A 25,772-nucleotide genomic window follows, 5' to 3' on the forward strand; every position below is an offset into this window, starting at 1 on the left:
CGATCTCGCCGCCGCTGGATGGCGAGCGCCGCCTTTATCGCCGCCCTGGCGAGCCCGGCTGCCGCGCTCGCCCAGTCGACCGGACAAAACGGCAGCAACGGTACGGATGCGTACTGGAATCTCACCACGTTTCCCGGCAGCGGCGGAGCCGCAGGGCTCGCTGGCAATGGAGCGTCGACAGGCACAGCCGGCGGTGACGGCGTCTATACTCCCGGTCGTCGCGGTTCCGGCGGCGGATCCGACAGCGGCGGCGAAGGCGGCTATGGCGGCCCCGGCGGCCGCGGTGCCGCCGGCGGTGGCGGCGGTGGCGCGGGTGGTGCCGGCACCACCGTCAGCGCGTCAGGCACGACGACCATCAGCGTCAACGCCACCGGCGGCACTGGCGGCGCCGGCGGCACTGGATATGTTAATCAGACTGACATTATGAGCGTCGGCCCCGGCGGCGGCGGCGGCGGCGGCGGCAGCGGCCTCATCGTCAACGGCGCCAACACCGGCGTCGTGTTGACCATCAATAGCGGCGTCTCCGTGCAAGGCGGAAGCGGTGGTGTTGGCGGCGACGAGATATATAATTATTCCGGTGATTTCGACTCTATCGGCGCGGGCGGCGATGGCGGCAACGGCATCACTGTCACCAACAGCAATGGCGCCACCATCACAAATTCCGGGGCAATTGCCGCAGGCTCGGGCGGCTTGGGCGGAACCGCCTTTCATTTTGTTACGCGCGGACACTCCGGCAATACCGGCGTCGGCATTACCGGGCAAAATCTGGCAATCACCAATTCCGGCTCGATTTCCGGCTCCATGGCCCTCGCCTTCACCGGCGGCGTCAACAGCCTGACCCTGCTGACCGGATCGAACATCACTGGCGAAATCACCGCCAGTGGCTCGTCGCTCGACGCACGGGGCATGCTGAACGGAAACGTCATCACGCTCTACGGCAGCTCGCTGACGGTTTCCAGCGGCAACCTCACGGGCGCCGGCGGCGTCTACATGGACCAAACCGGATCGGTCAACGTCTCGAGCGGACGGACCCTGGGCGCGACCGACCTCGGCCTGGCCACTGGCGCGACCTTCACGGCCAACGGCACCGCCAGCTTCAGCAACGCGGTGTACAACGGCGGCGGCACGATCACCGTCGGCGCGAGCGGCAGCTTCACTGCGGGCTCCGTCAGGAATGAGGGCCAAATCATCAACAACGGGTCGTTCAGCGACGACCTCTATAACTATGGCGGCACGTTCACCAACAACGGCACAATGTCGGGCAACGTGGCGTCCTACGCCGGCGGCACCATCACCAACAGCAGCGGCGCCACCTGGAACGGCACGGCCCACAATGAGGGCGGCACACTGACGAATAACGGCACCTGGAACGGCGCCATCAGCAATTGGACAACCTTCATCACCACGGGCACGGTCAATGGCGGGCTTGGCAACGTCGGCACCGCCACTGCGTCCGGCACGCTCAACGACGGTATTTCCAATCTGCTGACCGGTTCGTTCACGGTAACAGGCGCGCTCGCGACCAACAGCTTCGTCACCAACAACGATACGGCTACGCTCGCGGTCTCCGGCGGAGATTTCACCGGCATCACCACCTTCACCAACAATTCGACCTCGGACTCGGCCGTCATTGTTTCCTCCGGCAGGACGCTGAGCGCCGCCACCATTGCCAACAATGCCGGCACCTTCACCAACAGCGGCACGGTGACGACGACCGGCGGCATGACCAACAGCGGCACCTTCACCACCACCGGCACCGTCAATGGCGGCCTCACCAACGACGGCACCGTGAATGCGGCCGGCGCGATCAATGACGGCATCGTCAATCAGGGCGCGGGCTCGTTCACGGTCACAGGCGCGCTCACGACCAATGGCGCCTTCACCAACAACGATACAGCGACGCTCGCGGTCGCCGGCGGTAATTTCACCGGCATCACCACTTTCATCAACAACTCGACATCGGCGTCGGCGGTCATCGTCTCCTCCGGCATGACGCTCAGCGCCGCCACCATTGCCAACAATGCCGGCACCTTCACCAACAACGGCACAGTGACGACGACCGGTGGCTTCACGAATGGAAGCGCCGGAACCTTCATCACCACCGGCACCGTCAATGGCGGCCTCACCAACAGCGGCACCGTTAATGCGGCCGGCGTGGTCAACGACGGCATCGTCAACCAGGGCGCCGGCTCGTTCACGGTGACAGGCGCGCTCACGACCAACGGCACTTTCATCAACAGCGGCACGACGACGCTGGCCGTCTCCGGCGGCAATTTCACCGGCATCACCACCTTCATCAACAATTCGACGTCGGCCTCAGCCGTGGACGTCGCCTCCGGAATGACGCTGAGCGCCACCACCATCGCGAACAATGCCGGCACCTTCACCAACAGCGGCACGGTGACGACGACCGGCGGCTTCACGAACGGCAGCGCAGGGGCTTTCACCACCACCGGCACCGTCAATGGCGGCCTCACCAATGCCGGCACCGTGAACGCGACCGGCGTCCTCAACGACGGCATTGTCAACCAGGGCGCCGGCTCGTTCACGCTGACCGGCGCACTGACGACCAACGGCACCTTCACCAACAGCGGCACAGCGACGCTCGCCGTCTCCGGCGGCAATTTCACGGGCATCACCGCCTTCGCCAACAATTCGGCATCCGCGTCGGCCGTCATTGTCTCCACGGGCAGAACGCTCAGCGCCACCACCATCGCCAACAATGCCGGCACCTTCACCAACAACGGCACGGTGACGACAACCGGCGGGTTCACGAACGGAAGCGCAGGAACCTTCACCACCACCGACACTGTCAACGGCGGCCTCACCAACAACGGCACCGTGAATGCAGCCGGCGCAATCAACGACGGCATCGTCAATCAGGGCACAGGCTCGTTTACGCTGACTGACGCGCTCACGACCAACGGCGCCTTCACCAACAGCGACACCGCGACGCTCGCCGTCGCCGGCGGCAATTTTACCGGTATCACCGCCTTCACCAACGATTCGACATCCGCATCGGCCGTCACTGTCTCCGGAGGCATGACGCTCAGCGTCACCACCATCGCCAACAATGCCGGCACCCTCACCAACTACGGCACGTTGACTGCGACGGGTGGCACCACGAACAACAGCGCGGGAACCTTGACCAATTTCGGCACCGTCAATGGCGGCCTTGCCAATAGAGGGACCGTGTATGCGGCCGGCGCGATCAACGACGGCATCGTCAATCAGGGCGCGGGCTCGTTCACGGTGGCCAACGCGCTCACGACCAACGGCGCCTTCACCAACAGTGATACGGCGACGATCGCGGTCTCCAACGATTTCACCGGCATTACGACCTTCACCAACAATTCGACATCAGCGTCGGCCGTCGTTGTCGCTTGGCCAAGAACCTTGAGTGCGGGCAGCATTGCCAATAATGCCGGCAGCTTCACCAACTACGGCACGGTGACGACGACCGGCGGTATCACCAACAGCGCCACCTTCACCAACTACTACACGGTGACGGGTGGCCTTACCAATACCGGCACCGTGAGGGCAACCGGCACGATCAATGGCGCCATTGTCAACCAGGGCACCGGCTCGTTCACGGTAACGGCTGGCCACTTGTCGACGAACAGCACCTTCACCAACAGCGGCACGGCGACGTTGGCGGTCTCCGGCAATTTCACCGGCATCACCGCCTTCACCAACAATTCGACATCCGCGTCGGCCGTCAATGTCGCCTCGGGCGGGCTCAGCGCCACCACCATCGCCAACAACGCCGGCACCTTCACCAATAGCGGCGGGGTGACGACGACCGGCGGCACCACCAACTCGGCGACCTTCGTCAACAATATGCGCGGTGGCGTCGACGGCCTTTTCACCAACACCGGAACCACCATCAACGACGGCATCTTCTGGGGCGGCGTGAACGTTTCCGGCGGCACGCTTACGACCACCTACGGCATTTTCGGAGGCCTCACCAACACCGCCACCGTCAACGCCAATGGCGGAGTGGTCAATGGCGACATCGCCAACAATGCCAACGGCGTGTTCAATGTCGGCGGCGCCGTGGACAGCGACTCCACCTTTACCAACGCCCATGGCGCGACGCTGGCGATCAACGCGAACGGCGATTACACAATTCAGGGTCTCCTGACCAATAGCGGCGCGATCACGGTCGCCAATACCGGACGGTTGACGGCGACCGCCAGTGGCATCGTCAATACGTCGTCAGGCACGATCGTGGTGTCCGTGGGCGGCAGCATCAGCGATGCTCTCGACAATGCCGGCACCGTGACCAACAACGGCACTTACGTCGCAGACGTCGCGAGCAACACCGGCACCATCACCAACAACGCGGTGTGGACCGGCACGATTGCGACCGCCGGCAGCTTCATCAACAATTCCGGCGGCACGGTATCCGGCCTCGTGACCAACAGCGGCACCGTCACCAACGCCGGCACACTGAGCGGCGGCCTGACCAGCAATTCGGGCACCATCACCAACCTGGGTGCGATCCTGGGAACGACCAATCTGAACGGCGGCATCCTGACCGGCACTGGCTCGACCGGGACGCTGAACATCAACGGCGGCACCTATGCGCCCGGCACCACCGCGGGCTCGTCGGCGTCCGTCACCGGCAGCCTCGCGTTCGCCTCCGGCGCGATCTATCTGGTGCAGGTCAGCTCCTCGGCCGCCACGTCCGCCAAAGTCACGGGCACTGCGACGCTCACTGGCGCCACCGTGCAAGCGGTAGCGATCCCCGGCAGCTTCCGCGGCCAGACCTACACCATTCTCACGGCGACCCGCGGGCTTGGTGGAACGCAGTTCGCCGGGCTTAACGTCAGCGGCTCGTTCAATCCGGCCCGCAATCCGCACCTGACCTACGACCTCGACAATGTCTATCTCGTGCTCGATCCCGGCCTGATCGTGCTGCCGCCGGACACGAACAGCAACCAGACCGGCGTCGCAAACAGCGTCAACAAGGCGGTCGACGGCGGTGCGGCACCGCCGGCCGGCTTCGATACGCTTCTCAACATGAGCGGTGCGCAGCTCAAGCGCGCGCTCAGCGAGGTCTCGGGCCAGCCCGGCGCCGCCAGCACGCAGGCCGCGTTCAACGCCATGCAGCAGTTCATGGGCATGCTCGATCCGCTCAATGGCGGCACGGACGGCGGACGCAGCCCTAATGGTGCCGGTGGCGGAGCGCTGGGCTATGCCCCGGACGATGCCCAAAACCACGACGCAGTCCGCGAGGCCTATGCCGCGGTGACACCGCGCGAAGCGAGCGGCGATGTCATCGATCGGCGCTGGGGCGTGTGGGCCTCCGGCTATGGCGGCGCCAGCAATTTGAACGGCAATGCGGCGGCCGGTTCGACCTCCACCACCAGCCGCATCTACGGCACCGCCGTCGGCGCCGATTATCGCCTCTCGCCGGACACGCTGGTCGGCTTTGCGCTCGGCGGCGCCGGCTTCCACTTCTCCGTTGCGGATGCGCTCGGCAGCGGCCGCGCCGATGTCTTCCAGGCCGGCCTCTATGCCCGCCACGATCTTGGGCCAGCCTACATCTCCGCGGCCCTCGCCTATGGCTGGCAGGACGTCACCACCGACCGCACCGTGACGGTGTCAGGCACCGACAAGCTCACCGCGAACTTCAAGGCAAGCACCTTTGCCGGTCGCCTCGAAACCGGCTGGCGCTTCGCACCCATCCCCGCCTCCAGCTTCGGCGTGACGCCTTACGCGGCGGTGCAGGCCACCACCTTCCATCTGCCCGGCTACAGCGAGACCGCGATGGTCGGCAGCAATCAGTTCGCGCTGTCTTACGCCGCGCAGGACACGACCAATGTCCGCACCGAGCTCGGCGCGCGTACAGACCAGCGCTTCCTCGTCAGCTATGGCCTGCTCACCTTGCGCGGCCGGCTCGCCTGGGCCCACGACTCCAACACCAACCGCTTCGTGAACGCCGCCTTCCAGACCCTCCCCGGCGCCGCCTTCACCGTCGGCGGCGCGCAGCCGGCCGCCGACTCCGCGCTTGTCGGCGGCCGTGCCGAGATGAAATGGCGGAATGGCCTTTCGCTCGCCGGCAGCGTCGAGGGCGAGTTCTCCCGGAGCACGCAGACCTACACCGGCAAGGGCACAGTCCGGTATGAGTGGTAAGAGGCACGGTGCCCGCGCGATGCTTCGCGTGGCGCGCAGTGTCTGGAGCTTATGGGCAGGATGTCATCCTGCCGGTGTTTTGCCCGACGTGTCAAATGACCGACAACTCGCACGCCGCGGTTCTACTGTGCATGGGGTTGTTTTGCGGAATTGAGTTTCCGGATCGACCGCCGCCCCTCAGCGTCCCGTCTTCACCTTGGTCCAGAGCCGGTTGATGATCCGCTGCGTGGCCGGATCACGAGCGGTGATGACGAACAGTTTTGAAAGCGTCGCCTCGTCCGGATAGATGTTCTTGTCGTTGAGGATTCTCGGATCGACCAGTTTCTGGCTGGCGAGGTTGCCGTTGGCGTAGGACAGGAAGTCCGAGTTCTTGGCGGCAACGTCGGGGCGGTAGAGGTAGTTGATCAGCTCGTAGGCTTCCTTGACGTTCTTTGCATCCGCGGGGATCGCGAGATTGTCGAAGAACATCTGCGCGCCCTCCTTCGGGATCGCATAGCCTATCTCGATGCCGCTCTTGGCCTCGGCCGCACGCGCACGGGCCTGCATGATGTCGCCGGACCAGCCGACCACGAAGCAGATCTCGCCGGTGGCGAGCGCGCTCAGATATTCGGACGAGTGGAATTTTCGCACGAAAGGGCGAACCTTCGCCACGACATCGGCAGCCTTCTCCAGGTCCGTCTGCCTGGTCGAGTTCGGATCGAGCCCGAGATAATTCAGCGCCGCCGGAAAGATGTCGTCGGCGGAGTCGAGCATGTGCACGCCGCAGTCTTTGAACTTGGCCAGGTTCTCCGGCTTGAAGACGATATCCCAGCTGTCGATCTTCGCGTCAGGCCCGAGGATCTGCCTCACCTTGGCGACGTTGTAGCCGATGCCCGTCGTGCCCCACATGTAGTTCGCGGCAAAATCGTTGCCGGGATCGTAGGTCGCGAGATTTTTGGTCACCATCGGCCAGGCGTTGGCCAAGTTCGGCAGCTTCGCCTTGTCGAGCTTCTGGAAGATATTCGCCTTGATCTGGCGCTGCAGGAAATAGGCCGTGGGCACCACGACGTCATAGCCGGACTTGCCGGCCATCAGGCGCGTCTCCAGCGTCTCGTTGGCATCGAAGGTGTCGTACACCACCTTGATGCCGGTCTCCTTGGTGAAGGCCTCAAGGACGTCGGGCGCCATGTAGTTCGACCAGTTGTAGAAGTTGACGACCCGCTCCTCGGCCCTCACTGGGGCGGAGAGCAACGTCAGCGCGGCGATTGCAAAACCAAGGCAAAGCCCGAAGCGGCCGACGTTCGTCATCTCGGTCTACCTCTTGCGTCCGCGTATCGCGTCCGACAGCCGCTCCAGGGCGGTGTCGAGCGTCTGGTCGTTCTTGGCAAAGCAGAAGCGGACCACCGAGGTCACCGGGTCCTGCTCGTAGAACGCCGAGACTGGGATCGCGGCGACCTTGTAGTCTTTCACGATCCGCCAGCAGAATTCGGCATCGCTCTCGTTCAGCCCAAGCGGCGACAGATCGACGGTGAGGAAATAAGTTCCCTGCGACTTCAGCACGGGGAAGCCGAGGCTCTCGAGCCCCTTGGTCAGGCGGTCCCTGCTCCGCACCAGATCCTTGCGCATCGACAGGAAGTACTCGTCGGGCTTGCCGAGGCCGTAGGCGACGGCGGCCTGGAGGTTCGGCGCGGTGGTGAAGGTCAGGAACTGGTGCACCTTGGCGGCGACGCGCAACAGCGGCGGCGCGGCGCAGACGAAGCCGATCTTCCAGCCGGTCAGCGAGAAGATCTTGCCGGCCGACCCGACCTTGATGGTGCGATCGCGCATGCCCGGGATGGTGATCAGCGGGATGTGCTTGTGCTCGTCGAAGGTGACGTGCTCCCAGACCTCGTCGCAGATCGCGATGACGTCGAACTCCTGGCAGTAGCGCGCCAAGAGCTCGAGGTCCTCGCGCGGATAGACCACCGCGCTAGGATTCAAGGGATTGTTGAACAGCACCGCCTTGGTCTTTGAATTGAAGACGCTTTTCAGCATGTCCTCATTCAGCCGCCAATGCGGTGGCTCGAGCCGCACCAGGCGCGGAATGCCGCCGGCCTGGCGGATGATCGGCAGGTAGGAATCATAGACCGGCTGGAAGCAGACCACCTCGTCGCCGGGCTGCACCACCGACAGGATCGCCGAGGTCAGCGCCTCGGTGCCGCCGGAGGTCACCATCACCTCGCTCATCGGATCGAGCTTGAGGTTGTGCCAATGGCCGTAATGGGTCGCGATCGCCTGGCGCAGCTCCGGGATGCCCATCATCGACGGATACTGGTTGTAGCCGTTGAGCGAGGCGTCGGCGGCTGCGCGGCGGATGTCCTCGGGGCCGGGATCGTCGGGAAAGCCCTGGCCGAGATTGATGGCGTTGTTGTCGCGCGCGGCCTGCGACATCGCCTCGAAGATGGTGACGGGAAGGTCGGCGAAGACCTTGTTCAGCGAAGAGCTCTTGGTCATCGCGAGGTTAGCCACCAACCTTGCTGGGGAGACCCGCCGCCTTCCAGCCGAGCATGCCGCCGGCCAGATGCTTGTCGTAAGGCAGGCCCGCGGCCTGGGCGGCGAGCGAGGCGGTCACCGAGCGCTTGCCCGAGCGGCAGGCGAACACGACCTCCCTGCCTTGCGGATCGGGGATCGCCTTCGGATCGAAGGTCGAGAGCGGCACGACCACGCCGTAAGGGTAAGCCTCAGCCTCGACCTCGTTCGGCTCACGGACGTCGACGAGCAGATAGCGGCCCTCCGCGACACCCTTGGAAACCTCCTCGGGGGTCAGATCCTGTACTTGATTTGCCACATCATCCTCCAACGTCGCGGGGCGCCCGCCGGGGCAATCCCGGCCGGCGGGCAACCTCGCCTCTCAGGCATTGAAAATCAAGCGCTACAAAGGCTTGGGCTGCCTTGCGCAAGTTAAAGCTAAATCGCAGCGACTTGAAGTACGCTTTGAATCCCGACGCCAGATCGTGAGCCTAAATCGTCACCTGCGTGCCGACCTCGACGACCCGGCCAGAGGGGATCTGGAAATAGTCGGTAGCATCGTTGGCGGAGCGGCTGAGCGAGATGAACAGCCTGTCCTGCCAGCGCGGCATGCCGGAATGGGCGGCGGGCTTGAGCGCCCTCCGCGACAGGAAGAACGAGGTCGACATGATGTCGAACTGCCAGCCGAGCTTGCGGGCGATCGCCAGCGCCTTCGGCACGTTGGGCGATTCCATGAAGCCGAACTTCAGCGTCACCTTGGAGAAGGTCGGCGAGATCTGCTCCAGCTTCACCCGCTCGGCCGGATCGATGCGCGGGGTCTGCGCGGTCTCGATGGTGAGAATGACATTCTTCTCGTGAAGCACCTTGTAGTGTTTCAGACTATGCATCAGCGCGGTCGGCGCGCTCAGGGGATCGCTGGTCAGGAACACGGCGGTGCCAGGCACCCGCTGCGGCGGCCGCTTCTCCAGCATCGCCACGAGGTCGGCGAGCGGGAATTCGAGCTTGCGCGACTTCTCGAACAAGAGCCGGCTGCCGCGCCGCCACGTGTACATCATGAGGATCATGAGCGCGCCGAGCGCCAGCGGCACCCAGCCGCCCTCGAACACCTTGAGCAAATTGGCGGCGAGGAAGGTCAGGTCGAGGAACAGGAACGGCGCGATCAGGGCGGCGGCCCACAGCGGCGACCACTTCCAGGCCTTCCAGATCACGACAAAACCCATCAAGCCGGTGACCACCATCGTGCCGGTCACGGCGATGCCGTAGGCGGAGGCGAGCGCGCTGGAAGAGCGGAACAGCAGCACCATCATGATCACGGCAACCAGCAGCAGCTGGTTGATGCGCGGGATGAAGATCTGGCCGGAATGGGCTTCAGAGGTATGGCGAATTTCGAATCGGGGCAGCAGCCCGAGCTGGATCGCCTGCCGCGTCAGCGAATACGCGCCGGTGATGACGGCCTGGCTCGCGATGACGGTGGCGGCCGTGGCCAGCACAACCATGCAGCCGCGAATAATGCCTTGCGGGAAGAGCTGGAAGAACGGGCTCTCGATCGCGCCGGGATCGCCGAGCACGAGAGCGCCCTGCCCAAGATAGTTCAGCGCCAGCGACGGCAGCACGATGAACAGCCAGGCGGTCTGGATCGGCCGCTTGCCGAAATGGCCGAGGTCGGCATAGAGCGCCTCGGCGCCGGTCACGGCCAGGAACACGGCACCCAGCGTCACGAAGCCGATGATGCCGTGGTGGAACATGAAGGACACGGCGTAGAACGGATTCAGCGCGAGCAGCACCTGCGGCTGCGCGATGATCGGATGGATCGCGGCGACCGCGATCACCGCAAACCAGACGCACATCACCGGTCCGAAGAACGCCGCCACGCGGGCGGTGCCGCGCGACTGCACGGCAAACAGGAACACCAGGATCACCACCGTCAGCGGAACGATATAGGGCTCGAACCGCAGCGTGACGTCCTTCATGCCTTCGAGGGCCGACAGCACCGAGACCGCCGGCGTGATCACGGCATCGCCGTAGAACAGGGCGCCGGAGATGATGCCGAGCAGGACGATGGTTGCGCCGCCGGTGCCGACCGCGCGCTGCGCCAGTGCCATCAAGGCCAGCGTGCCGCCCTCGCCGTTGTTGTCGGCGCGGAGCAGGATCACGACGTATTTGAGCGTCACCACGACGATCAGCGCCCACAGGATCAGGGACACCACACCGAGAACAGCCGCCGCCGTCGGCGCGCCTTCCGCGCCTGAGGCCGCCATCACCGCCTCGCGGAAGGCGTAGAGCGGGCTGGTGCCGATGTCGCCATAGACCACGCCGATGCTGCCGAGCGTCAGCGCACCGAAACCGGCAGTGGTGTGGGCATCGCCATGCCCATTGGCCGCCGCCGTTTCCGGGGCGGGAACTGCTACGTCACTTGTCATGGGAGAGCCTGGTGGCCTCTAAAAATGCTTCACTGCACAACGGCGGAGGAGCGCGCGCGGCTTATAGTCCTGCGCTGATGGCATAGCCTAGCCCGATTCTGGGCCCTTGGCATGCAAAACTCGCATAGGTCCGTCATTGCGTCCGATGCAGCGTTCAAATGGTGACTTGGGTTCCGACTTCAACCACCCGCCCCGTCGGAATCTGGAAATAGTCGGTGGCGTCATTGGCCGAGCGGCTGAGCGCGATGAACAGGTGGTCCTGCCAGAGTGGCATGCCCGACTGTGCCGACGCCTTCAGCGAGCGCCGTGACACGAAGAACGACGTCGACATGATGTCGAACTGCCAGCCCTGCTTGCGCGCGATCGCAAGCGCCTTGGGCACGTTCGGCTGCTCCATGAAGCCGAAGCGCAGCCGGACCTTGGAGAACTTCTCGCTGATCTTCTCCATCTTGAAGCGATCAGCGAGATCGACCCGCGGCGTGTGCGCGGTTTCGATGGTGAGGATCACGTTGTGCTCGTGCAGCACCTTGTTGTGCTTGAGATTGTGCAACAGCGCGGTCGGCACGAAGGCGGGATCGCTGGTCAAAAACACCGCCGTGCCCTTGACGATATGCGGCGGCCGCTTCTCCAGGCTGCGGATCAGATCGTCCAGCGGCACCTCGATCCGGCGCGTCTTCTGGATCAGAGTCCCCGACCCGCGCCGCCAGGTCCAGATCGTCCCCGCCATCGCCGCACCGAACAGCAGCGGCACCCAGGCGCCTTCGAGCAGCTTCAACAGATTGGCGCTGAAGAAGGTCATGTCGACCATGACGAAGGGCAGGATCACGGCCGCAGCTGTCGCGGCGCGCCAGTTCCACAATTTCCAGATCACCACGAAGCCCATGATGCCGTCGGCGACCATGGTGGTGGAGACCGCGATGCCGTAGGCCGAAGCCAGATTGCTGGGCGTGTGGAACAACAGCACCAGCAGCATCACGCCGATCAGCAGCAGCCGGTTGACGCGCGGCAAATAGATCTGGCCGGCATGGGTTTCGGAGGTGTAGCGCACTTCGAAACGCGGCAGCAGGCCGAGCTGCACCGCCTGATAGACCAGCGAATAGGCGCCGGTGATCACCGCCTGGCTGGCGATCACGGTGGCCGCGGTTGCAAGCCCGACCAGCGGCAGCACCAGATGCGCGGGCACCATGCGATAAAAGGAATGCTCGATCGCACTCGGATCGGACAGCACCAGCGCGCCCTGCCCGAAATAATTGATCAGCAGCGACGGCAGCACGAAAAACATCCAGGCCGACTGGATCGGCTTGCGGCCGAAATGTCCGAGGTCGGCATAGAGCGCCTCGCCACCGGTTACGGCGAGGAAGACCGCGCCGAGCGTCACCAGGCCGATCGTGCCGTGCGACAGCAGGAATTGGAACGCATAATAGGGATTGATCGCGGCCAGCACCGACGGATCGTCGGCGATGTGAATGACGCCCAGCACCGCCAGGACCGTGAACCAGACCACCATCACCGGCCCGAAGGCCGAGGCCACCAGCGCGGTCCCCTTGCTCTGGATCGCAAACAGCAAGACCAGGATCAGGACCGTCAGCGGCACGACATAATGCTCGAACGCCGGCGTCGCGAGCTTGAGGCCATCGACTGCCGACAGCACCGAGATCGCCGGCGTGATCATGGAATCACCGATGAACATGGAGGCGCCGACTACGCCGAGCGCCAGCAGGAACCAGCTCCGCCGTCCCAGCGCCCGTTGGCCCAGCGCCATCAGCGAGAGCGTGCCGCCCTCGCCGTTATTGTCGGCCCGCAGCAGGAGCAGGACGTATTTGGCGGTGACGACGATCAGCAGCGCCCACAGGATCAGCGAGAGCACGCCGAGTACCATGATCCGCGTGACCGGCTCGCCATGGGCCGCCCCTCGGACCGCCTCATGGAAGGCGTACAGCGGTGAAGTGCCGATATCGCCAAAGACGACACCGATGCTCCCGAGCGTGAGGGACCAAAAGCCCGAAGTGACCGGCCCTTCCTGGGTCTCGGTCGATGTGATGCTCGCCGTCATGAGGGTGGAAAACGCTTCGTCCCTGGAATTGATCCGGCGCCTTTTGACGCTTCCGCTGCGCCTGTCAATCGGCCCGCCACCATAGCAGGCGCCGAGCGAGATGCTGTGACGGCGCGGCCACGTTCGTCGCCTTCGCGACGAATAGCCTCAGGTAAAATGGTAACGCAAGGGATTCATTGCTTGGGCACGATCTTCTCGGAAAGCCGCTGCACACTTTTCCGGATCATGCCCTAAGGCTTCAAGTTCGGCGGCAGCGGCGGGTCTTCACGCATCAAGGTGATGGTCACGCGGCGGTTTGCGGCAAGCGATGGGTCGTCCGGGAACAGCGGCTGGGTGTCCGCCTTGCCGGAGACGGCAAAGACATGCGACGGCGGCAGACCCTCGCGCTCGAGGATCTGGCGCACCGCGTTGGCGCGGTCGGCCGACAGGTCGAAGGCGCCGTAATCGCTGCGGGTCGGCACGAAGCCGGCCGCAGTGTGGCCGGCGATGGAGACGCGCAAGGGGGTCGCCTTGAGCGGGACCGCGAGCTTCTCGATCAGGCGGCGGGTGCGGTCGTAGGGCACCTTGGAGCCGTCCGCGAACATCGAGCGGCCGTCCTGGTCGACGATCTCGAGGTTGAGACCCTGCTGGGTCTCCTCGAACATGATGTGCTTGGACATCTCGGTCAGTTCCGGCATGTCCTGCAAGGCCTGGCGCAGCGAGGCCGCGGCGAGCGCAAAATTGCGGTCGACCTTGAGCTTGGCACCCGAGGTACGATCGCGATCCTCCTGGTCCGGGGTCGGGGTGTTGGAGGCATCCTCGGGCTGAATGTGGTCGACGTGCTTCAGCCGCGGGCGCGTCGGCAAGCCGTCGGACTCGACGATGCCGGCGTAGCGCGCTTCGTTCTGAACGCCGAAGGCATCTCGCATGGAACCGGCGACGATCTTCAGCTTGTTGGCGTCCTGGGTCGAGAACGCGACGAGCATCACGAAGAAGCTCATCATCAGGCCCATCAGGTCGGCGAAGGTCACGAACCAGCCGTGACCGCCGCCGTGCGCAGCGCCGCGTTTCTTCTTGGCCATCTGTCAAATCCCGGCGGGCGCCTTACGCCGGCACCGGCTCGCCCTCGGCATTACGATGCTTCTCCGGCAGGTAGGCCAGCAGCATTTCGCGCACCAGCGTCGGGCTCTTGGAGTCGCGGATCATCAGGATGCCGTCGATGATCAGGGTGCGGTTGGTCTCCTCGTCGAGCAGCTTGCCGTGCAGCTTGTCGGCGATCGGCAGACAGAACAGGTTGGCGACGAGCGCGCCGTAGAGGGTGGCGAGCAGCGCGGTCGCCATGAACGGGCCGAGCTTGGAGGGGTCGGTCATGTTCGCAAACATCTGCACCATGCCGATCAGCGTGCCGATCATGCCGAAGGCCGGGGCGCAGTCGCCGATGGCGCGGTAGATCTTGCTGCCCTCGTCCAGATGCATCAGGAAATTGTCGCGGTCGCGCTCGAGATTGTCGCGGATGAAGTCGAGGTCGTAGCCGTCGGCGACGTAGCGGATGCCCTTGGCGAGGAACGGCTCGTCGGTCTCGACCTTTTCGAGACCCACCGGGCCCTGCTTGCGGGCGATTTCGGCTATGCGAGCAAGCTCGTCGACGAGGTCGTGGGCCGACAGGCGGCTCATCGTGAAGGCGAACTTGGCGCCGAGCGGAAGGCCATGCAGGAGCGCGCTGAGCGGGAAGCGGATCATGGTGGCGGAGATCGAGCCGCCGAAGATGATGATCATCGCATGTTCGGAAATGAACATGTGCAGGTCGCCGCCCATGAAGATCATCGTCGCGACGACGATGATGCCCGCAGTGAGCCCGACGCCCGTCATGATATCCATGGGATACTCCAACGCGTACGCAACAACGGCCGTCCTGGCCGCTGGCGCGGCCCAACCCCGAGCCGCATCGGAAACCCTAGAGTGTCGCCATTAAAGACCCGTAAAGGTTAAGTTGAGCCGGCGCGCCGGATCGGCGCAGCGCGCTGACAGGACACCGGCTTTGCCGACGGCGGATAGAAATCTCAACACTTCGCTAACCATGACGGGTGCGCTAGGACGACAGTCCCGTCAGCTCCAGGCTGAGCGCGTGCAAGCGACTGCGCGCATCGGCGTCATAGGCCTGCGGATTGGCGCGCGCCTCGTTCATGCCGTTGAAGAATAGGCCGCTCTTGCCCGCGACGTCGTCGCCTTCGATGAGATGCCGGATCGCAGCGCCACCCTGCTCGACCGTCGACATCGGCGTGATGCCGCCGGCGCGTACCATCGTCGTGTTCATGTAGGTCGCCGGATGCAACGAATTCACGGTGATGCCGGCGCCCTTGAGCTCGGCCGCGAGATCGATCGTGAACATGATCTGCGACAGTTTGCTCTGTGCATAGGCCCGCGAGCCGCTGTAGCCCTTCGTGATCATGACGTCGTCGAAATCGATCGGATGCTGGCCGAGCGACGCAACATTGACAATGCGCGACGGCGCCGCCGCCTTCAGCAGCGGCAGCAGCAGATGGGCGAGCAGGAAGCCCGAGAGATAGTTCACGGCAAAGCGCAGCTCGTGACCGTCGCGGCTCTCCTGGCGTTGCGGCCCGTCGCTCTGCGAGCCGATGCCGGCATTGCTGACGAAAACATCGAGCCGTTGATGATCCCGCGTCACGGCCGCGGCGAGTTCGCGCGTGCCAGCCATCGACGACAGATCAGCCTGATAGAAGGTCGGAGCGGTGTGGCCGGCCCTCACGATCTCCTCGATCAGCCCGTTTGCCCGCGCCGCGTCGCGACCGTGGATCAGAACATGCGCGCCCTCGGCGGCAAGGCGGTTCGCGACATAGCGCCCGACACCATCGGTCGAACCCGTGATCAGAACCGTCTTGCCGGCCATGTCCATCGCGCTACTCCGAGATTAGTGGATCTCCGCCGAGCGCTTCAGCGCGGCCTTGAGCTTCTCCAGCGAGAAGTCCGGGCTGCGCGCGATCTCGAGGATCGGCGTCTCGCGGCGGCCGCAGAGCTCGGCGGCCTCGGGAAGCTTCGCAGCGATGTCGAGCGGGATCACGATGGCGCCATGCTGATCGGCGTGGATCAGATCGTCCGACTTCACGGTCATGCCGGCGACGCGCACCTCGCCGCCAAAGCTCTCGGCATGCACCCATGCATGCGACGGGCCGATCGAGCCGGCCAGCGCCTGGAAGCCCGGCGCCCATTGCGGAATGTCGCGGATCGAGCCGTCGGTGATGACGCCGAGGCAACCGAGTGCCTTGTGCACGTTGCTCTGCACCTCGCCCCAGAACGCGCCGTAGCCGACGTCATGACCGTCGATGTCCTGGATCACCGAGATGCGCGGACCGTGGCCGGTGCCGACATATTCGTAATATTCGATGCGGCGCTTCGACTGTTCTTCGGCCGGCAGCGACGATTTCAACACTGAGCGGATCGCGACGGTGCGGGCATAGCCGACGATCGGCGGCAAATCCGGGAACGGGCAAACCAGCTGCTTGGTGGTGTAGCCGATCAGGCGGCGCTCGGGCGCCACGATCTCCATGGCGTTGCAGATCGTCGGCGTGTCGTAGCGGCCCAGCGCTTCGAGGACGGAAGCGGGCAGCGGCCCGGTCGCGGTATTGGTCACGGCGTTATCTCCCAGATTGGCGGCCGCTGTTGGCGCGGTGCCGCCGTCACAGGGCGATATAGCCGAGATCGGGCCTCAACCCAACTCAGGCGCTCTCATGGCAGATATCCGCGCGCGATCGCTCAGTGCAACCGTCCGGGCCGGTCGTCATCGTGCGGCGGCTCAGACAGGCTCGCGATTGTCGGCGCCGACGGCGGCGACGAGACCTCGCCGCCCGCGGACGCCGCGGCTTCCGTCGCGCGGGCCTGATCGCGATAGGATTTGTAGCCGAGCGGCAGGCCGAGCAGATAGAGCACCGTGCCGATCGAGAGCACGTGCCAGGGATAGGCGATCAGGATCGCGATGAAGACGACCACCGCGACAAAGGCCGGCAGCACGAGCTCAGGCGGCACGCGCATCCGCTTGGTCTTGCCGGAGAACACCGGCAGGCGCGAGACCATCAGGAAGGCGATCAGCAGCGTATAGGCCGCCGTCACCGCCGCGGGGGCGCGGCCGAGCTCGAGGAAGGCGACATAGATCGGCAGCAGCACCGTGATGGCGCCGGCCGGCGCCGGCACGCCGGTGAAGAAATTCGCGGCGAAAGCCGGCTTGTTCGGATCGTCCATGGTGGCGTTGAAGCGCGCCAGCCGGAGACCGCCGGAGATCGCAAACACCATCGCGGCGATCCAGCCGGCATTGCCGAGCTCGTGCAGCTGCCAGAAGTACAGCATCAAGCCCGGGGCGACGCCGAAATTGACGAAGTCGGCGAGGCTGTCGAGCTCGGCGCCGAACTTCGACTGGCCCTTGATCATGCGCGCGACGCGGCCGTCGATTCCGTCGAGCGCGGCCGCGAACACGATGGCGTAGACGGCGAGCGACATCCGCCCCTCGATCGACAGCCGGATCGAGGTCAGGCCGGCGCAGATCGCCAGCAGCGTGATGACGTTGGGCACCAGCATCCGCACCGGGATCGGGCGGAACCGCCGGCGGCGAATGTCGGGATCTCTGAAGTCGTAGGGCGTCATTGGCGCATCCTCACCTGAAGGCGAGATATAGCAAGCCGTGTTCCCCTCCGCCATTGCGGCGGAGGACCCCCGACAGCGGCCTGATGGTTAATTGGCGCGATAGGCGCGGTTCGGGTCGTCTCCGGTGAGATCGGCCAAAATGGTCTCGCCGGCGATCGCGGTCTGCCCTTCCGAGACCAACGCCTTGGTGCCGACCGGCAGGTAGACGTCGAGCCGCGAGCCGAACCGTATCAGGCCGAACCGCTCGCCGGCGCCGACCGCCTGGCCTTCCTTGACGAAGCAGACGATGCGTTTTGCGACGAGGCCTGCGATCTGGATCACGCCGATGCGGCCCTGCGGTGTCGAGATGACAAGCGAATTGCGCTCATTGTCCTCGCTCGCCTTGTCGAGCTCGGCATTGATGAACAGGCCGGGCCGATAGGCGATGCGATCCACCCTGCCCGCTGCGGGAGCGCGGTTCACATGGCAGTTGAACACGCTCATGAACACGGAGATGCGCGGCAGCGGCCGGTCGCCGAGCCCGAGCTCGGCCGGCGGCAGCGCCATGGTGATCATCGAGACGCGGCCATCGGCCGGCGACACCACGAGCCCGTCGCGCACCGGCGTTACCCGCACGGGGTCGCGGAAGAACAGCGCGCACCATACGGTGATAATGGTGCCGATCCACCCGAGCGGCGACCACAGCCAGAACAGGACGAGGCTGGCCAGCGCAAAGCCGCCGATGAAGGGATAGCCCTCCTTGTGGATCGGCGGGATCTGACGCTGGATCGAATCGAGGATGGACATCGCTATCTGCCGCTCAGGAGTTGCTGGCGCGGGTCGTCTCGCGCGGTGGGGTTGTTTAGGCCAGAGTTGGCACCGGAGACAAGCTCACTCCGCGGCCGCCTGCGCCGTGAGGACGTCCTCGACCGGGGGCGGCTCCCGGTTGGGCGCCTCGCGACTGTCGGCCATCCGGGCCAGTTTCTCGCGCGCAGCCTCGGCCTCGCGCTGCCTGTTCCACATGCTGGCGTAGAGACCGCCCTGCGCGAGCAGGCTGGCATGGGTGCCCCGCTCGGCGATGCGGCCCTGGTCCAGCACGATGATCTCGTCCGCGCCGACGATGGTCGAGAGCCGGTGGGCGATCACGAGCGAGGTGCGGTTTTTCGCCACGCGCTCGAGCGCGCCCTGAATCTCGTGCTCGGTGTGGGTGTCGAGCGCCGAGGTGGCCTCGTCCAGCACCAGGATCGGCGGCGCCTTCAGCACCGTGCGCGCGATCGCGACACGCTGCTTCTCGCCACCCGACAGTTTCAGGCCGCGCTCGCCGACCTGGGTCTCGTAGCCCATCGGCGCCATGCGGATGAAATGGTCGATCTGCGCCAGCCGCGCCGCCTCCTCGACTTCGGCATCGTTGGCGTCCCAGCGGCCGTAGCGGATGTTGTAACGGATGGTGTCGTTGAACAGCACGGTGTCCTGCGGCACCATGCCGATGGAGGCGCGCAAGCTCGCCTGCGTAACCTCGCGGATGTCCTGGCCGTCGATCAAAATCTTTCCGCCGGAAATGTCATAGAGGCGGAACAGCAGGCGCGAGATGGTCGACTTGCCGGCGCCGGAGGGGCCGACGATCGCCACCGTCTTGCCGGCCGGCACCTCGAAGCTGATGCCTTTCAGGATCGGCCGCGTGGGCTCGTAGGCAAAGCGCACGTCCTCGAAGCGCACGGCACCGGCCGAGACGACCAGCGGCTGCGCGCCGGGCTCATCCTTGATCTCGGCCTCGCGCCCGATCACGTTGAACATCTTCTCGATGTCGATGATCGCCTGCTTGATCTCGCGGTAGACCATGCCCATGAAGTTCAGCGGCTGGTAGAGCTGGATCATCATGGCGTTGACCAGCACGAAATCGCCGACCGTGTTGGTGCCGTTGCGCACGCCGATCGCGCACATCAGCATGGTCGCGGTCAGGCCCAGCGTGAAGATCACGGCCTGCCCGGTGTTGAGCACCGCGAGCGAAGTGTAGGTGTGGATGCTCGCGTCCTCGTAGCGCGCGACGGACTTGTCATAGCGCTGCGCTTCGCGCGCCTCGGCGCTGAAATATTTGACGGTCTCGTAGTTGAGCAGCGAGTCGATCGCCTTGGTGTTCGCCTCGGTGTCGGAATCGTTCATCTTGCGGCGGATACCGATCCGCCATTCGGTCGCGATGTAGGTGTAGTACATGTAGACCGCGACCGTGATCAGCGTCGCGGCCACGTAGCGCCAGTCGAACTGCCAGAGCAGCACCGCCATCAAGAGCGTGACCTCGACGATGGTCGGGATCAGCTGCAGGATCACCATGCGCACGATGACTTCGATGCCCTCGCGGCCACGCTCGAGCACGCGCGTCAAGCCGCCGGTCTTGCGCTCGAGATGAAAACGCAGCGACAGCTCGTGCATGTGGACGAAGGTGATGGTGGCGAGCTTGCGCACCGCGTGCATGGCGACGCGGGCAAAGATGCCGTCGCGCCATTGCGTCAGCACCGCCATCACGATGCGCATGACGCCGTAGCTCGCGGTCAGGAGCAACGGCGATGCGATCACCCAGAGGTGCCAGTTGCCGGCCTGCACCGGTGCCGTGTCGGCGCCGGTGAGCGCGTCGGTTGCCCATTTGAAACTGAACGGTACCGTCAGCGTGATCAGCTTGGCGGCGAGCAGCAGCACCATCGACCAGACCACCCGCATCTTCAGGTCGAAGCGGTCGCCAGGCCAGATGTAGGGCCAAAGATGCGCCAGCGTACCCATCAGGGTGGCCCGCTCGAGCGGGCCGCGGGCAGGCTCTGGCACGTCGGGGACGTCTGGCAAATGAGGTGGGCTCATCAAGAAACCTGGAGGCCCGCCGGATGCGGGCGTGTTGCGATTAACTGTTTTCGCTCGTCATATAGAAGCTTCCGGAGGCCAGCGCACCCCGCCAGATGGCGAATCCTCGATTGTTTGTCGCCATTTGCCGGTAGATTTCCGGGTGGTCCGAATCACCGATTGGGCTTGACGCGTATTCGCTGCAATGCATCATGGCGCCAATGAGCACCATCAAAACTGTCTGCGTCTATTGCGGCTCCGGCCCCGGAACCAATCCCAGCTTCGTCGAAGCCGCCAAGGCCTTGGGCAAGGCCCTCGCTGAAAGCAACATCCGACTGGTCTATGGCGGCGGTTCGCTCGGCCTGATGGGCGCGGTCGCGACCTCCGTGCTCGATCACGGCGGCAGCGTCACCGGCATCATCCCCGACTTCCTGCGAATGCGCGAGAATGCGCTGACGCGCGTGCAAGAGATGATCGTCACTCCCGACATGCACGAGCGCAAGCGGCTGATGTTCGAACACTCCGACGCCTTCGTCGCCCTGCCAGGCGGCCTCGGCACGCTGGAGGAACTGGTCGAGCAGCTGACCTGGAAGCAGCTTGGCCGCCACGCCAAGCCCCTGCTGCTCGCCAATATCGATAATTTCTGGGAGCCGCTGTTCTCGCTGATCTCGCACATGCGGCAGACGGAGTTCATCCGCCCCGGCCTTTCGGTCGACATTCTCATGGCCGATCGCGTTGAGGAGATATTGCCGAAGCTCAAGGCGGCCGCGGCAGGGGTCGCCGAGGCGGACAAGGATCTTGCGCCGGACGTGGCGCGCTGGCTCTCCTGACGCCCTACGCAGGCGGAAACGTCACCGCCTCGATCCGGTTGCCGTCGGGATCGACGACGAAAGCGGCGTAGTAGCGCACGCGGTCGTGCGGGCGGATACCCGGCGCGCCGTCGGACGCGCCGCCGCTCGCAAGTGCCGCAGCATGGAATGCGTCGACCTCACCTGTCGTCTTTGCGCGCAGGCAGACGTGCACGCCGCTCTCCGGTGTCACGGGCGGCATGGCCTCACGCAGATTGATCCAGAATTCGGGATAGGCCTTGCCGAAGCCGACCGTGCGCGGCCGCGTGACGAGGCGCGCGAGGCCGAGGGTGGCGAGCGTGGCCTCGTAAAATCTTGCGGAGCGATCGAGATTGCTGACGCCGACGGAGATGTGGTCGATCATTGGTCGCGCTCCCCTCTCTCCGTCATTGCGAGGAGCGAAGCGACGAAGCAATCCAGACTGTTGCCGCGGAAAGACTCTGGATTGCTTCGCGTCGCTCGCAATGACGGCGTTTGTGGCGCCCCATCCTGCCCTACGCCGGCGCGCCCGACTTCACAAGCTTGTAGATCACCGAATCCATCAATGCCTGGAACGAGGCGTCGATGATGTTCGGAGACACGCCGACCGTGGTCCAGCGATCGCCGTTCTCGTCCTCGCTCTCGATCAGGACGCGCGTGACCGCGCCGGTGCCGCCGTTGAGGATACGGACGCGGTAGTCGATCAGCGTCAGGCCCTCGATGTACTTCTGATACTTGCCGAGGTCCTTGCGCAGCGCGACGTCGAGCGCGTTGACGGGACCGTTACCCTCGGCGGCCGAGATCAGATGCTCGCCGGCGACGTCGACCTTCACCACGGCCAACGCAACGGTGACCCGCTCACCAAGGGCGTTGTAGCGCTGCTCGACATTGACGTCGAACTGCTCGACCTCGAAATAATGCGGCACCTTGCCGAGCGTGCGGCGCGCCAGCAGGTCGAACGAGGCGTTGGCGGATTCGTAGGCATAACCGGCCGCCTCGCGCTCCTTCAGTTCCTCGACCAGCCGCGTCAGCTTCGGATCGCTTTTCTCATAGGCGATGCCGGCACGATCGAGCTCGGCCATGACGTTGGAGCGGCCGGCCTGGTCGGACACCAGCACCTTGCGGTGATTGCCGACGGTCTCCGGCAGTACGTGCTCGTAGGTCTGCGGATCCTTCATCACGGCGGAGGCATGAATGCCGGTCTTGGTGACGAAGGCGCTCTCGCCGACGTAAGCCGCATGCCGGTTCGGCACGCGGTTGAGCATGTCGTCGAGCGTGCGCGAGACTTTGACGAGGGTTGCGAGCTTCTCCGGCGTGACGCTGATATCGAAGGCGTCCGCAAACTCCTTCTTCAATTTCAACGTTGGAATCAGCGAGCAGAGATTGGCGTTGCCGCAGCGCTCGCCAAGGCCATTCAGCGTGCCCTGGATCTGCCGCGCGCCGGCGCGCACTGCGGCGAGCGAATTCGCCACCGCCTGCTCGGTGTCGTTATGGGCGTGGATGCCGACGTGGTCGCCGGGAATGTGTTTTGTCACCTCGGTGACGATGGCCTCGACCTCGTGCGGCATGGTGCCGCCATTGGTGTCACACAACACCACCCAGCGTGCGCCGGCCTCGTAGGCAGCTTGGGCGCAGGCGAGCGCAAAACTCGAATCTTCCTTGTAGCCATCGAAGAAATGCTCGCAATCGAGCATGACCTCGCGGCCAGCGGCCTTTGCGGCTGCGACACTGTCGCGGATCGAGGCGAGGTTTTCTTCCTTGGTCGTCTCCAGTGCGACGCGCACCTGATACGCGGAGGACTTTGCCACGAAGCAGATCGCATCCGCCTTCGCCTCCAGCAGCCCGGCGACGCCGGGATCGTTGGAGACCGAGCGCCCTGCCCGCCGCGTCATGCCGAAGGCGGTGAAGCGCGCATGGTTGAGCTTCGGCTTGCTGCCGAAAAATTCGGTGTCGAGCGGATTGGCGCCGGGATAGCCGCCCTCGACATAATCGATGCCGAGCTCGTCGAGCATCGCCGCGATGACCTGCTTGTCGGTCAGCGTGAAGTCGACGCCGTTGGTCTGCGCGCCGTCGCGCAGCGTGGTGTCGAACAGATACAGGCGCTCCTTGCTCATTGCGGTGCTCCGAGCGTCTTCTTCATGGTGGTGTTGGCGAGCCATTCGTCATTGACGGTGACGCTGTTGCGCTGCATGGGGACGTAGCCGCGCTGGGCGAAAAAGCCCTGTGCGGTGTCACTGGCATCGACCGTCAGCGCCGCAGCGCCACGGCCGCCAGCGAGCTTTTCGAGCGCATCGACCAGCATGGTCGCGATGCCTTGCCGACCGACGGCCGGATGCACATAGAGCATGCGGATGTGATCGGCGCCGCGCAGCGACGCGAACCCTACCGGCGAGCCGTCGAGCGTGGCGATCAGCGTCAGGTCGGCCGCCAGCCGCTTGCCGAACTCCTCGTCCTCCGCCGCAGCCATCCAGGCTTCCTGCTGCGCCTCGCTGTAGTCGTCGCCGGTCAGCTCCTGGATGCTGGCGGCGAAGATCGCGGCCAGCATCGGAACGTCGGCCGGCAGGAACGGCCGCAGTCCGGGCTTGGGATGAGCTTGTGCCATCGTCTTCACAACATCCAATCGAGTTTCAGCACGATCGCCACAGCGGCGCCGAGAAGCAAGATTTTCGGCGCGATGCAATAAAGCCAGTGCCGCTGGAACGGCGTGTCGGGCTGCTTCACTGAACTATCTCGCTCTTTGGCTCCCCTGTAACAGGATCCTTGAAGTCGCGAAGGGTTATGCCCATTTGCGCAAGCACTCCCCGAAGCCGGTCAGATTCGGTGAAGTCTTTCCTCGCTCGTGCTTCATTTCGTTGCTCGATAAGTTCGTTGACCTTCGTATCGGTTTCCTGTCGATTGCCGAAAACTAGTATAACTTTGCCCTTATCGGTGACCTCAACCCGGATATTGCTGCTACTTTCGATCTCAGAGCTGATGACGCTGATGACCTGAGGCGGAGCTGTGTTCGCATAAGCTGCACGCAGCGCTTGAATGCGGTCAGCATTCTTCGAAACGGCCTCACCGGATCCCGCGCCGATTCCGGTATTTATCTGGTTGAAATACCCCGGCTTATTTAGATTGCGGAAACCCATCAATCGGCAAGAGGCCGCAAACTCTCGTATCTCCTCCTCTGTACCTCGTTTTGCGCGGCTATAGAGCTCACGCAAAAACGTTAGTGCGTTTGATGTATCGAGATCGTCAGCAAGTATTTCTGCAATCGCAGTCGGCTCCGGGAGCACCGCGTCGGACCACGTATATCGAGATTGCAGCAGATAAGCCCAGTCCTCGAGTTCAGCATTGGCTTGATGCGCCCGCGCGTCGGTCCAATCGCTGGGCGATCGATAGTGAGTCATCAGCATTTGCAAGCGCAACACATCGCCCGGCCACTTCGCAAGTAGGTCTCGAATAGTCACGAAGTTGCCGTCGGACTTCGACATCTTCTTACCCTCGACCTCTACGAAGCCGTTGTGCATCCAAAAATTTGCCATTGTGGCAGTGCCATGCGCGCACCGCGACTGGGCTATTTCATTTTCGTGATGCGGAAAGATCAGATCTAAGCCGCCGCCGTGAATATCGAATACGTTACCAAGATATGCCGCGCTCATAGCCGAGCACTCGATATGCCACCCCGGTCGCCCTCTTCCCCACGGGCTTTCCCATCCAGGCTCATCCCCCGACGATTGCTTCCACAGCACGAAGTCCAACGGACTTTTCTTGTGTGCATCGACCGCGACGCGTGCGCCCGGCCGCATCTCGTCTAGATTTTGACCGGATAACGTGCCGTAGTCAGGCATCGATCGGACATCGAATAGAACTTCGCCGACCGCCTCGTATGCGTGCCCCCGCTCGATCAACTGCTTGATCAAGGTCACCATGTCTGCCTTGCCATCAAGACGAGGCAGGACGAAATCTGTAGCGCGTGGCTCAAAAGTCGGTGGCTCGCAGCCGAGCGCTTTGACGTCTGTGCGAAATTGCTCTGCGGTCTTCTCGGTGACTTTACGGATCGCCTCATTCAGAGGCATGCCAGGATAGTCTCGTGCAGCACGGTTGTTAATCTTGTCGTCCACATCTGTGATGTTGCGGACGTAGGTGACTGTTGTCTGGCCCTTGCCTTCATCCCAAACGCCCTTCTTCGCAAAGAAGCGTAGCAACCGAAACAGCATGTCAAACACGATTACCGGACGGGCGTTGCCTATATGGGCAAAGTCGTAGACGGTTGGCCCGCAAACATACATGCGAACATCCTCCTGCCTCAGCGGCAGGAAGGTGCGTTTCGTCTTCGTCAGCGTATCGTAAAGACGCAATTCCATATGGACACCCGTCGGCTGTTGGCCGGGCGTCCAGTGCTCTCAATGTGGTTGAGAAAAG

Annotated in this window: 17 protein-coding genes and 2 pseudogenes; 2 read left to right on the forward strand and 17 right to left on the reverse strand. The window is 64.1% G+C overall.

The window, feature by feature from the left end:
• Positions 1-18 precede the first annotated feature (18 nt).
• Positions 19-6,141, forward strand: a complete 6,123-nt coding sequence (locus tag K3F49_RS10645; RefSeq protein ID WP_234680876.1) for a hypothetical protein — start codon at positions 19-21, stop codon at positions 6,139-6,141.
• Positions 6,142-6,318: 177 nt separating this feature from the next.
• Here the strand turns inward: K3F49_RS10645 and K3F49_RS10650 are convergent, their stop codons facing one another.
• The 12 genes and pseudogenes from K3F49_RS10650 to K3F49_RS10705 form a co-directional block, all read right to left on the reverse strand.
• Entirely contained in the window at positions 6,319-7,428 is a 1,110-nt protein-coding gene (locus K3F49_RS10650; RefSeq protein ID WP_234680877.1) for a polyamine ABC transporter substrate-binding protein, read from the reverse strand.
• 6 nt (positions 7,429-7,434) lie between these two features.
• Positions 7,435-8,613 (reverse strand): aminotransferase, encoded by a 1,179-nt coding sequence (locus K3F49_RS10655; protein ID WP_234680878.1) that lies wholly within the window; start codon positions 8,611-8,613, stop codon positions 7,435-7,437.
• 7 nt (positions 8,614-8,620) lie between these two features.
• On the reverse strand, positions 8,621-8,947 hold the full coding sequence (locus tag K3F49_RS10660; RefSeq protein WP_234680879.1) for a rhodanese-like domain-containing protein: 327 nt from the start codon (positions 8,945-8,947) through the stop codon (positions 8,621-8,623).
• A 172-nt stretch (positions 8,948-9,119) separates the two neighbouring features.
• Complete coding sequence (locus K3F49_RS10665; protein WP_234680880.1) at positions 9,120-11,048, reverse strand: potassium transporter Kup; 1,929 nt, start codon at positions 11,046-11,048, stop codon at positions 9,120-9,122.
• 154 nt (positions 11,049-11,202) lie between these two features.
• Positions 11,203-13,101 carry a potassium transporter Kup gene (locus tag K3F49_RS10670; protein WP_234680881.1) on the reverse strand — a complete coding sequence of 633 codons (1,899 nt, stop codon included), beginning with the start codon at positions 13,099-13,101 and terminating at the stop codon, positions 11,203-11,205.
• A 230-nt stretch (positions 13,102-13,331) separates the two neighbouring features.
• The gene (locus tag K3F49_RS10675) at positions 13,332-14,162 is read right to left on the reverse strand and encodes a flagellar motor protein MotB (protein WP_234680882.1); all 831 of its coding nucleotides are present in this window, start codon (positions 14,160-14,162) and stop codon (positions 13,332-13,334) included.
• 22 nt (positions 14,163-14,184) lie between these two features.
• Positions 14,185-14,958: a motility protein A gene (locus tag K3F49_RS10680; RefSeq protein ID WP_234680883.1), complete on the reverse strand. Its 774-nt coding sequence runs from the start codon at positions 14,956-14,958 to the stop codon at positions 14,185-14,187.
• A 211-nt stretch (positions 14,959-15,169) separates the two neighbouring features.
• Entirely contained in the window at positions 15,170-15,994 is an 825-nt protein-coding gene (locus tag K3F49_RS10685; RefSeq protein WP_234680884.1) for an SDR family NAD(P)-dependent oxidoreductase, read from the reverse strand.
• Between the two features lie 15 nt (positions 15,995-16,009).
• The gene (locus K3F49_RS10690) at positions 16,010-16,729 is read right to left on the reverse strand and encodes an RraA family protein (RefSeq protein ID WP_234680885.1); all 720 of its coding nucleotides are present in this window, start codon (positions 16,727-16,729) and stop codon (positions 16,010-16,012) included.
• Between the two features lie 122 nt (positions 16,730-16,851).
• The gene (locus K3F49_RS10695) at positions 16,852-17,733 is read right to left on the reverse strand and encodes a CDP-alcohol phosphatidyltransferase family protein (RefSeq protein ID WP_234680886.1); all 882 of its coding nucleotides are present in this window, start codon (positions 17,731-17,733) and stop codon (positions 16,852-16,854) included.
• A gap of 87 nt (positions 17,734-17,820) precedes the next feature.
• Positions 17,821-18,546: pseudogene (locus tag K3F49_RS10700) on the reverse strand (phosphatidylserine decarboxylase); the annotation flags it as partial.
• Positions 18,547-18,603: 57 nt separating this feature from the next.
• Positions 18,604-20,559, reverse strand: coding sequence for an ABCB family ABC transporter ATP-binding protein/permease (locus K3F49_RS10705; protein ID WP_234680888.1), 1,956 nt, complete (start codon positions 20,557-20,559; stop codon positions 18,604-18,606).
• Between the two features lie 200 nt (positions 20,560-20,759).
• Here K3F49_RS10705 and K3F49_RS10710 point away from each other — a divergent pair, with 200 nt between their 5' ends.
• Entirely contained in the window at positions 20,760-21,368 is a 609-nt protein-coding gene (locus K3F49_RS10710) for an LOG family protein (protein WP_234680889.1), read from the forward strand.
• A 4-nt stretch (positions 21,369-21,372) separates the two neighbouring features.
• On the opposite strand, the gene K3F49_RS10715 is transcribed toward K3F49_RS10710, so the two are convergent.
• The 5 genes and pseudogenes from K3F49_RS10715 to cysS all read right to left on the reverse strand — a co-directional run.
• Positions 21,373-21,750: a VOC family protein gene (locus tag K3F49_RS10715; protein WP_234680890.1), complete on the reverse strand. Its 378-nt coding sequence runs from the start codon at positions 21,748-21,750 to the stop codon at positions 21,373-21,375.
• Between the two features lie 130 nt (positions 21,751-21,880).
• Positions 21,881-23,479 (reverse strand): citramalate synthase, encoded by a 1,599-nt coding sequence (gene cimA / locus K3F49_RS10720; protein WP_234680891.1) that lies wholly within the window; start codon positions 23,477-23,479, stop codon positions 21,881-21,883.
• Entirely contained in the window at positions 23,476-23,967 is a 492-nt protein-coding gene (locus tag K3F49_RS10725) for a GNAT family N-acetyltransferase (protein WP_234680892.1), read from the reverse strand. The genes cimA and K3F49_RS10725 overlap by 4 nt, the downstream gene beginning before the upstream one ends.
• Before the next feature lie 115 nt (positions 23,968-24,082).
• On the reverse strand, positions 24,083-24,496 hold the full coding sequence (locus K3F49_RS39635; protein WP_452101021.1) for a CysS/YqeB C-terminal domain-containing protein: 414 nt from the start codon (positions 24,494-24,496) through the stop codon (positions 24,083-24,085).
• Positions 24,497-24,580: 84 nt separating this feature from the next.
• Positions 24,581-25,714, reverse strand: a pseudogene (gene cysS / locus K3F49_RS10730) (cysteine--tRNA ligase); the annotation flags it as partial.
• Positions 25,715-25,772 lie beyond the last annotated feature (58 nt).

It is taken from the genome of Bradyrhizobium monzae (assembly GCF_021458635.1).
In the GTDB taxonomy this organism is placed as follows: Bacteria; Pseudomonadota; Alphaproteobacteria; order Rhizobiales; family Xanthobacteraceae; genus Bradyrhizobium.

What these genes read in the sequence shown, in the direction of transcription:
- K3F49_RS10670 (WP_234680881.1), bottom strand. Translation starts at nt 13,101, where the DNA reads ATGACGGCGAGCATCACATCGACCGAGACCCAGGAAGGGCCGGTCACT.
- K3F49_RS10680 (WP_234680883.1), bottom strand. Translation starts at nt 14,958, where the DNA reads ATGGATATCATGACGGGCGTCGGGCTCACTGCGGGCATCATCGTCGTC.
- K3F49_RS10695 (WP_234680886.1), bottom strand. Translation starts at nt 17,733, where the DNA reads ATGACGCCCTACGACTTCAGAGATCCCGACATTCGCCGCCGGCGGTTC.
- K3F49_RS10710 (WP_234680889.1), top strand. Translation starts at nt 20,760, where the DNA reads ATGAGCACCATCAAAACTGTCTGCGTCTATTGCGGCTCCGGCCCCGGA.
- K3F49_RS10675 (WP_234680882.1), bottom strand. Translation starts at nt 14,162, where the DNA reads ATGGCCAAGAAGAAACGCGGCGCTGCGCACGGCGGCGGTCACGGCTGG.
- K3F49_RS10665 (WP_234680880.1), bottom strand. Translation starts at nt 11,048, where the DNA reads ATGACAAGTGACGTAGCAGTTCCCGCCCCGGAAACGGCGGCGGCCAAT.
- K3F49_RS10655 (WP_234680878.1), bottom strand. Translation starts at nt 8,613, where the DNA reads ATGACCAAGAGCTCTTCGCTGAACAAGGTCTTCGCCGACCTTCCCGTC.
- K3F49_RS10645 (WP_234680876.1), top strand. Translation starts at nt 19, where the DNA reads ATGGCGAGCGCCGCCTTTATCGCCGCCCTGGCGAGCCCGGCTGCCGCG.
- K3F49_RS10715 (WP_234680890.1), bottom strand. Translation starts at nt 21,750, where the DNA reads ATGATCGACCACATCTCCGTCGGCGTCAGCAATCTCGATCGCTCCGCA.
- K3F49_RS10705 (WP_234680888.1), bottom strand. Translation starts at nt 20,559, where the DNA reads ATGAGCCCACCTCATTTGCCAGACGTCCCCGACGTGCCAGAGCCTGCC.
- K3F49_RS39635 (WP_452101021.1), bottom strand. Translation starts at nt 24,496, where the DNA reads ATGGGTTTCCGCAATCTAAATAAGCCGGGGTATTTCAACCAGATAAAT.
- K3F49_RS10650 (WP_234680877.1), bottom strand. Translation starts at nt 7,428, where the DNA reads ATGACGAACGTCGGCCGCTTCGGGCTTTGCCTTGGTTTTGCAATCGCC.
- K3F49_RS10725 (WP_234680892.1), bottom strand. Translation starts at nt 23,967, where the DNA reads ATGGCACAAGCTCATCCCAAGCCCGGACTGCGGCCGTTCCTGCCGGCC.
- K3F49_RS10685 (WP_234680884.1), bottom strand. Translation starts at nt 15,994, where the DNA reads ATGGACATGGCCGGCAAGACGGTTCTGATCACGGGTTCGACCGATGGT.
- cimA (WP_234680891.1), bottom strand. Translation starts at nt 23,479, where the DNA reads ATGAGCAAGGAGCGCCTGTATCTGTTCGACACCACGCTGCGCGACGGC.